This is a genomic window from Microcystis sp. M49636_WE2 (genome assembly GCF_030065375.1).
Classification (GTDB): Bacteria; Cyanobacteriota; Cyanobacteriia; order Cyanobacteriales; family Microcystaceae; genus Microcystis; species Microcystis aeruginosa_C.
Genome location: NZ_JASJFG010001038.1, coordinates 1 through 7,634 on the forward strand (window position 1 = coordinate 1; position 7,634 = coordinate 7,634).

General features: G+C 44.6%; 7 protein-coding genes and 1 pseudogene. 3 read left to right on the top strand and 5 right to left on the bottom strand.

All coding sequences use genetic code 11. The annotated features are described in order from the left end of the window. The 5 genes and pseudogenes from PX484_RS23805 to PX484_RS23825 all read right to left on the bottom strand — a co-directional run. Positions 1 to 292, bottom strand: a pseudogene (locus PX484_RS23805) (hypothetical protein); the annotation flags it as partial. A 251-nt stretch (positions 293 to 543) separates the two neighbouring features. After that, positions 544 to 1,086, bottom strand: coding sequence for an NUDIX hydrolase (locus tag PX484_RS23810; RefSeq protein WP_287765089.1), 543 nt, complete (start codon positions 1,084 to 1,086; stop codon positions 544 to 546). A 572-nt stretch (positions 1,087 to 1,658) separates the two neighbouring features. Continuing rightward, on the bottom strand, positions 1,659 to 3,233 hold the full coding sequence (locus PX484_RS23815; protein WP_288105889.1) for an SUMF1/EgtB/PvdO family nonheme iron enzyme: 1,575 nt from the start codon (positions 3,231 to 3,233) through the stop codon (positions 1,659 to 1,661). Between the two features lie 579 nt (positions 3,234 to 3,812). Beyond that, complete coding sequence (locus PX484_RS23820; protein WP_287765093.1) at positions 3,813 to 4,985, bottom strand: CBS domain-containing protein; 1,173 nt, start codon at positions 4,983 to 4,985, stop codon at positions 3,813 to 3,815. Positions 4,986 to 5,223: 238 nt separating this feature from the next. Next, positions 5,224 to 5,664, bottom strand: coding sequence for a recombinase family protein (locus PX484_RS23825; RefSeq protein WP_334311557.1), 441 nt, complete (start codon positions 5,662 to 5,664; stop codon positions 5,224 to 5,226). Between the two features lie 274 nt (positions 5,665 to 5,938). On the opposite strand from PX484_RS23825, the gene trxA reads away from it, so the two are divergent. From trxA to PX484_RS23840, 3 genes are all read left to right on the top strand, one after another. Next, on the top strand, positions 5,939 to 6,262 hold the full coding sequence (gene trxA / locus PX484_RS23830) for a thioredoxin (RefSeq protein ID WP_287765095.1): 324 nt from the start codon (positions 5,939 to 5,941) through the stop codon (positions 6,260 to 6,262). A gap of 80 nt (positions 6,263 to 6,342) precedes the next feature. Beyond that, positions 6,343 to 6,669 carry a hypothetical protein gene (locus tag PX484_RS23835; RefSeq protein WP_353736986.1) on the top strand — a complete coding sequence of 109 codons (327 nt, stop codon included), beginning with the start codon at positions 6,343 to 6,345 and terminating at the stop codon, positions 6,667 to 6,669. 53 nt (positions 6,670 to 6,722) lie between these two features. Then, positions 6,723 to 7,340 (top strand): CP12 domain-containing protein, encoded by a 618-nt coding sequence (locus tag PX484_RS23840; protein WP_287670209.1) that lies wholly within the window; start codon positions 6,723 to 6,725, stop codon positions 7,338 to 7,340. The last annotated feature ends 294 nt before the right edge of the window (positions 7,341 to 7,634 follow it).

The window sequence follows — 7,634 nt, forward strand, 5'->3', positions numbered from 1 at the left end:
AGGTTGTACTCACGGGTATTCCCCAAGTGGTGAGAATTAAAATTGCTAGGGGAGGAACGATATAAATCCAAGTAAAAGTTTCTGGGAAGGGAATCATTTCTAGTCGATTATAGGCCACATCTCCCTGATTAATATACCAACCAGCGATAAAAATCGAGGCTAAGATTATACTGGAATACAGCCATAAAATCCACCAGGGACGTTCTTCATTGGCACTTAAAAAAGTACCTAAAGTCTGTAGGGAATCGTTGGCAACGATTGCATAAGCTGATAGAATAAAGCCAGCAATCATCAAAAAATTACTCATAGACAGTGGGAATTATAAATTATGAATTAAGTAGGTAGCTGTTAAAAGTTGTTAGACACCCCCCTTATCAAGGGGGGATTAAGGGGGGATCAGAGGCAAAATCTATCTTCAATTTAATTATAACTACTTACTTATCAATTATGAATTGGGGAGAATAAATAAAAATAATCTCCTGACAACTGGCTCCCGAAAACGAAAACTTCCTACCTACCTATTAATATAACCGCTATAACTCCTTAATTTTGCTTTAAAAAATCCCTCGCTAAATAGAAAGCAGCTAAACTACCAGAGACGGTAATTTCTTGGGGATTAATTTCCTGTAAAGGTCGAAGAATAACTTCAATTTCCTCGGTAACATCTAACTTTTGTTGACCGGTGGAAATAGCATTAAGAGCCAAAAAAATGTGAATTCTGTTAGTATCTTTAACGGGATTATCATACAAAACAGCTAGAGGTATTAGAGAATCACTTTGATAACCAGTTTCCTCCTCGAATTCTCGACGCGCTGCCGCAGTAATATTATCTTCACCCGCATCTACTGCTCCGGCGGGAAATTCCAATAAAATTTCCTTAACTCCGTGACGATATTGACGAACAAAAACCAATTGATTATCCCCAGTAACTGGAACAACTAACACAATTTCAGGACGAATATTAACAAAATAATCGTCGATAACTTGTCCAGAGGACAACTTCACCACGTCTTGACGGACTTGACACCAACGATTATGAAAAACTAGCTCAGATTTAATAATTTGCCATTTTTTTAAATTAGTCATCGACAATCCTGTTATAATTGCAGTGAAATTACTAAACTTTTTTCGCAGATAATTATAAGTAAGTAGGTAGGCGTTAAAAATTATCAGACACTCCCGTTATTAAGGGTAGGGTTGATTCATGAATCAACCCTACCTTATCAAGGAGGGATCGAACCTAAAATCCATTTTTAATTTAATTATAACCAGCTACTTAAGTGCTTCTAATTAAATTGCAGATAGATTTTGCTTTCGATTCCCCCTGCTATGGTTACTCGGCTCTCCTGTATCTATATAATAGACAAAACTTATCCGTTAGGTATTACCTTAATAAATTGAAAAAGTACGTTAAGTAACACATCTTACCACAAAAGCCAGCCTGATGGTGATTTCAGAGGACATAGTAAGACCAATGGCTTTTCAGAAAACGAGCTATTTCTAGAAATTGTGCTGATGCTGTTTCGTTAAGACAAAATTAGTTTGGCAAAAGCGAAAAGCTCCCCAGGACGCACCCTAGAAAATCTCAAAAAAAAATCGACCCACCTAGCGGCGGGAAAAAGAGAAAAAGGGTAAAAAGGGTAAAAAGGGAAAAAGGGTTATAGAGTCCTCCCAGCACCGCACACCACCCGAAAACCGAAGTCGTCGTCGGTGAGGCCGCGGCGGTTGTAGTTGCTGCGGTAAGCAGAACGGCAGTTATTTGGATCGTAGTACCAAGAACCGCCCCGCCGTATGCGATAATCATTATCATTATTATTTATCCAAGCACTGCCATCCGTCGGCGCTCCGATATAGTTATCATGCCAATCGTCTTCGCACCATTCCCAAACATTGCCACTCATGTCATAGAGTCCCCAAGCATTGGGTTTTTTCTGTCCCACAGGATGAGTTTTACTCTGAGAATTTGCGATATACCAAGCGTAATCTCCTAACTGACTAGCATCATCACCGAAATAATAGCGAGTAGTAGTCCCCGCACGACAAGCATATTCCCATTCCGCTTCCGTCGGTAGGCCATAGGTTTTCCCGGTTATTTGACTCAATTTCTGACAAAAGGCTTGAGCATCATCCCAACTAACCTTTTCTACCGGATTTTGCGGATTGTTTTGAAAGTGAGAGGGATTGGTTCCCATTACCGCTTCATATTGTGCCTGAGTCACTGGATATTTCCCGATCGCAAAACTGTTGACTTTAACTTGGTGTGGAGGCTTTTCATAATCACTATCAGGAGAACCCATGAGAAATTGACCTGCTGGTAAGCTCACCATCTCCAGTGTTACTCGATTGGGTAGTTTTTCGGTAAATGGAGTAGGTGAAACAGGCTTTTTGACTGCTGCCGGTGCTGGTGGAGGTGACGGGGGAGAATTCCATCCCACAGGTTGTAAGGCATTTAAAACCTGTTGTGCTGTCCATCTTTGTTTTCTATCTTTTTGCAAACACCCTTCAATAATCTGTTTAAACTCTTTCGGTAAACTGGGGATTTGTAGCTCACAATTCATCACCTTTGCCATTAACTGGTGAATATCATTATTAAACTTATAGGGAAGTTGATTAGTCGTCATTTCGATTAACATAATACCCAATGACCACAGATCCCAAGCTGAGGAAATATCCCCCCTAAAGGCTTCGGGAGGCATATAAATAATTGTACCGCTATTGTGGACTGTTTGAGTGTGGCTTTTGTTATTTAAAGTTCTAATTAAGCCAAAATCTGCTAACTTGTATTGTTGATTAACCTTGAGGATATTACCCGGTTTTAAATCTCGATGGACTTTATTTTGTCCATGAAGATAATTTAAACCTTGGGCGACTTGAGCAGCAATATTTTTAATCTCACTTGATGATAAACCGCCTTTGGCAATGTGATTTTCTAGGCTACCCTGTGCCAATTCCATCACTAAATAAAGCATCTCCGTATTGAGAAAAGTAAATTCCCCCACCGAATAAGCCTTAATTAAATTAGAATGTTCTAACTTTCTGGCATTTGTTAATTCAATTAATTTATCATCGCTACTTTCGGGAATAACTTTAACAGCAACTTCTTGGACCGATGTATTTCTGACCATTTCACTAGCATGAAATACACCCCCAAAACCACCGGCACCGAGAAACTTATTAAGACGATAGGGGCCTATTTGTTGCCCTTCCAACATCTTCATCATTTGGTCTAGCATAATAATAACTCCTGAATTAATCAATTTTTACGTTGTGTAACTATCCTATTAAATGAGTGGTTATAATTATTAAATTGAAGATAGATTGTGCCTTTGATCCCCCCTTGATCCCCCCTTGATAAGGGGGGCGCAGATCCCCCCTTGATCCCCCCTTGATAAGGGGGGCGCAGATCCCCCCTTAATCCCCCCTTGATAAGGGGGGCGCAGATCCCCCCTTAATCCCCCCTTGATAAGGGGGGCGCCGATAGGCGGGAGGATATGAAAACTTTTAACACCTACCTACTTAGGTACTTATTAAAGTATAAGATAGATGTGCCTTTGATTGGGTGCATCTCATTTTTGTAAATCTACTAATTTGGAATTTTTCATGGGAAACTTTCTCCTAAAATTGGGCGTTACTTTCGGTTTTATCACTCAATCCAAGGAGCTTCTAGGTTCTGTGTGATAAGTTTAACTTACTCTATGATCGATCAATCTTTGTGTTCTTTGTGTCTTTGTGGTTCCTTCCACTCCCTCGCTAGGAGGAATGTATCTTAGAATACATTTTACCCACCAAACCTAAGAGATCCGAACAGCTTACTAAGAGCTAATTTCACGGCCGAGGTACTCAAGCTTATCTAGAACAGATTGAAGCAAAGATCGCCGCTGCTCGACGACAATATCTAAGTTAGCCAACATATACTTTACGTCTTTGTAGGCATTGTCCAGCAAGGCTAGTAATAATTCGCGATCGCCAGCGCTCTCTTTTTCTGATGGGGTGCGGGTCCGTTGGGGTAATAAGTCCGCCGGTGGAGAAGGAAGGGAGGGCGATCGCTCGGACTCTAGCTGTTGAATGGTTTGTTGTAAATTTTCAATCACCCCATACATTTCCATCGGGTCAAAAACCCTTAACAGACTGGTTTGTGTGACAATACCCAACCCCCGACCCCAGTTCCAAGAAACCACCAAACGCCCCACCCGCCGTTTTTGCATTTCCTGATGGGCCGTCCACAGGGAATCCTCGGGGCTGAGGAGAAATAAGGGCGTACTCATCACCGTCTGGGCCCTAGTTTTGTGCAGATCGATTTGAACTGCTTGAAACTGGACAAGATCTCGCTCTGTCACAATACCAACAGGGTAGTCATTGTCTTCGGAATTTCTCTGGGTGATCACCACACAACTGACACGATGTTCCGCCATTAACTGGGCCAATTGCAAGACTGTGGCGGTGAGTGGGGCCTGTACCACTTGACTGGTCATCACATCGGATACGCGACGAAACCGCAACAGATTGGCCGGACGCAATATCTGGCGAATACTTTCATGGGAAATCACCCCGATTAAGTGTCCTTGGTCATCGACAATCGGCAAATGGCGAATGCGGTAGCGCCGAAACAAAAACAGGGCAGCAAAAATGTCTTGAGCAGATTGCTGGGGCAACGTGATCAGGGGATGCACCATCACATCGGCAACGGTTGTCTCGGACAGGTTAATTCCTTGGGCGGTGAGTCGCACCACATCCCGTTCTGTCAAAATTCCTAATAACTCTTGCCCCTGCACCACCAGCAGACAGCTAACACGCGCTTCTCCGGCCGGAGGAGCTAGAGGAGATAGGTCATCGGTGAGCAAACACAGACGACTATGGGCCTGACCGATCATGGCGATCGCATCTGCCAGGGAAGTGGTTGGCGGCACCGTCAAGGGGTGGCGATTGATCGCCTTTTCCAGATCGGGGGCCCAACTCAGAGGTGTATCGAGGGACATCAGCACCATCCTGCAATCGCAAAGGCCAAGATAGACAGAACAGCCACTGGGCAAAGAACCCAGACTCTCAGAGTTGCCAAAACCCGTTCTAAAACTATCTCAAAGTGTAGCGTCATTTAACTTTTTCCTAAAAGATGTAACGTTTTGTTACAATTTTTATTAAACTCGTAAAGATTTTAGACCCACTTCGGTGTATCATAGAGGGATGTAACAGGTTAAAGCCTGAAACTTTTTATTTAGGGGTTATTCAGCCTCTAATGGTTTCAGGGGCGGCATCACCAGACGCTGGGGTGAGTACTTCCGGGTTCTGGTCGGCCTGAAGGGTTACTCCGGAAATTCTGGACACCTTTCCATAAAGTCGATCCAGCACCCGCTTTACGGAAATACGCTGCCATGGTAGACCGCGTTTGGTGGTGTAGCCCTGTTCATTAAGCCAATCGGCGATCTTCTGCAAGGATTTCCCTGATTTGTGATGACGGCGAATCAGTTCAATGACCCGGCACTCTTCCGGATCATCCACTAATTCCCCATCGATCGATCGTTGTCCAAAGGCAGGGGAGCCGTAGCCCGCATAACCACCGTTGCTTGCTTTTGCTTGTCTGCCTTGTTCTAGCCGCTCCCAGGCAGATAAATCGTTGGAAGGGGTCGCTGTCATAGGGTATCTAAATGCAACAACTTGCAAAACCATATTATCGCAACTTAACGTCGCAAATTTGTTTTGATTGGGGGCAGCCGATGACGACTTACAAATTAAAACCCGCGCATGAGCAGGGACTAGATGTCACCATCGATGTCTGGGACAACCAAACTATAGACGATACCCCCGGGAGGCGGACAAAGTTAAAGGGTCAAAGGCCAAGCATTTTTAGATGAGGAGCGGTTCAAAGCTGAATTTATATTGTAAAACGCAGCGATCAGAGAATTTGTACTAAGTTACACAGCATCAATCTGGAGATATAAACATGGGTACGGCTACATTTATTCAAGATGAAACTGAATTTGATTCCCTCTTAAAGAGTGAATCTCTGTTGGTGGTAGATTGCACGGCAACCTGGTGTGGACCTTGCAAACTGGTGGCTCCGTTGATCGATCGATTGGCTGATGACTATCGCGATCGCGCCAAAGTCTTCAAACTTGACCTGGACAGTAACAAACCCGTGGCCAAACGCTTTGAAATTAAAAGTATTCCGGCTGTCATGGTATTTAAACAGGGGAAATTGATAGAAACATTAGTTGGGGTTAAACCCTATGAAGAATTTACGGCAGCCGTAGAACGACAATTATAGTCTTCCACTGTGAACAAACACTCTGGGCAAACGTCCGAAGTTGACCCTTTCCTTCTCACACCACTATTTAATTTTGAGGTATGGCGATGAACAAGCTTATAGAAATCCGGTGTCCCAACTGTGGCAGCGTAGCTCAACGGCTCTTGAGCGATCGCCTGCCCGCAGGATATAAGTGTCCGGCCCGGCAAGTTGCTCAGACGGAATGCCCAGTGTGTGATTATTTCATCGCCATGTGTTGGCAAAATGGCGCTGTGCTGGAGGCCTATGCTCCAGGCACTCAGGGGAACACAGCCGCCGCCACCCCGTCCCAAACCCAACCAGCGATCGCCCATTGGTCTTTGTCATCTGTGTTCAAAGTGGCACTCAGCCCACAAGAGTCTAGGAAATTGCTATCGGGCCAACCCTAGTCAACTTTTGCGTTTATACCAGTTCTTTAATTTAACAACACCATCCAACTCCTATGCTGCAAGCTCAAGAAATTATGACCCAAAACGTTGTCACCATTCGTGGTTCGGCAACGGTTGCCGATGCCGTGAAATTGATGAAAGAAAAACAACTGCGGGGGTTGATTGTCGAACCGCGCCATGAACAGGACCCCTATGGAATTGTCACCGAAACCGACATCGTTTACAAAGTGGCGGCCTTTGGCCACGATCCTAAAACTATGCGGGTCTATGAAATTATGGCCAAGCCCTGTGTGGTGGTCAATCCCGAACTGGGGGTGGAATATGTAGCCCGGTTATTTGCTCAAACCCGCATTCGCCGCGCACCAGTGATTCAGGGCAAAACTTTGCTGGGTATTATTTCTGTCAGTGATATTCTCTTCAAGAGCGATTTTGTTGAAAAGCCCAAGCGGTTGTTCATTGAAGATGAAATTGAAGCAGCCCGGGAAGACGCACGGGCAATTTGTGCGGCCAAGGGTGAAACCTCTCCCGATTGCGCTGCGGCCTGGGATGTGGTTGAGGAACTCCAAGCGGAAGCCTCCCATCAACGGGTCAAAAAACAGGGGACTAACTCACTTCAGTCCTACTGCGAAGCCAATCCTGATGCCTTAGAGTGCCGCATTTATGAGGATTAAATCCTGGCGGGTTTTGGGAGAATCGATCGCCTTGAGGATCTCGCCGATCGGTTTCCCCGCGCGATCGAGTTCTTGATCTCCACCTTTTCGGATGGGAGATAGATCGAGCGCTTGCGCTTACCGAATTCGACTTGATCGGGGGTCTGTGGGTACTTAGAGTCTGCTGAATAAATCTAAAAACCTTGTTGGATAAGAATTTTAGACTTTTTTCCCATCAAAAAGTGCCAGACATTGGGGGGATCGGGGGGGAAATTTAGGCACTTTTTCCCTGAAAATTAGGTAATTGACCCTCTG